General features: G+C 62.9%; 1 protein-coding gene. It reads left to right on the plus strand.

The window, feature by feature from the left end:
- Positions 1 to 8: 8 nt before the first annotated feature.
- Positions 9 to 391, plus strand: a 383-nt coding sequence (locus tag EN852_RS35870; RefSeq protein ID WP_246694510.1) for a LysR substrate-binding domain-containing protein, incomplete at its 3' end; no start/stop codon positions are given.

A 391-nucleotide genomic window follows, 5' to 3' on the forward strand; every position in this document is an offset into this window, starting at 1 on the left:
ATCCGAAGATGAAGGTCGAGGCGATCTTCGACGATGCGATCAGCAATCTGGTCGACGAGCAGATCGACCTTGGCATCCGCATCGGCTGGCTCGCCGATTCCTCCAGCCAGGCGCGGCGCCTGGGGACCTTGCAGCAATTCGTAGTAGCGACCCCGAAGCTCGCGGGTGGCTTTCCGAAAGATGTGAGCCCGAAGCTCGCAAAATCCCTGCCATGGGTCGGCAACGCGCAACTGCGCGGCACCGGTCAGTGGCTGTTCTCGAAGGACGGCGAAACGGTGTTGCCTGAGCTCAATCCGGTCATGGTCTGCGACAAGACCCCGGCGGTGCTGGCCTGTGTGCTGGCCGGCATCGGGCTCGGCATCTTCCCCGACTTCGCCGTCGAGGACGATAT

Source organism: Mesorhizobium sp. M2E.F.Ca.ET.209.01.1.1 (assembly GCF_004010375.2).
In the GTDB taxonomy this organism is placed as follows: Bacteria; Pseudomonadota; Alphaproteobacteria; order Rhizobiales; family Rhizobiaceae; genus Mesorhizobium.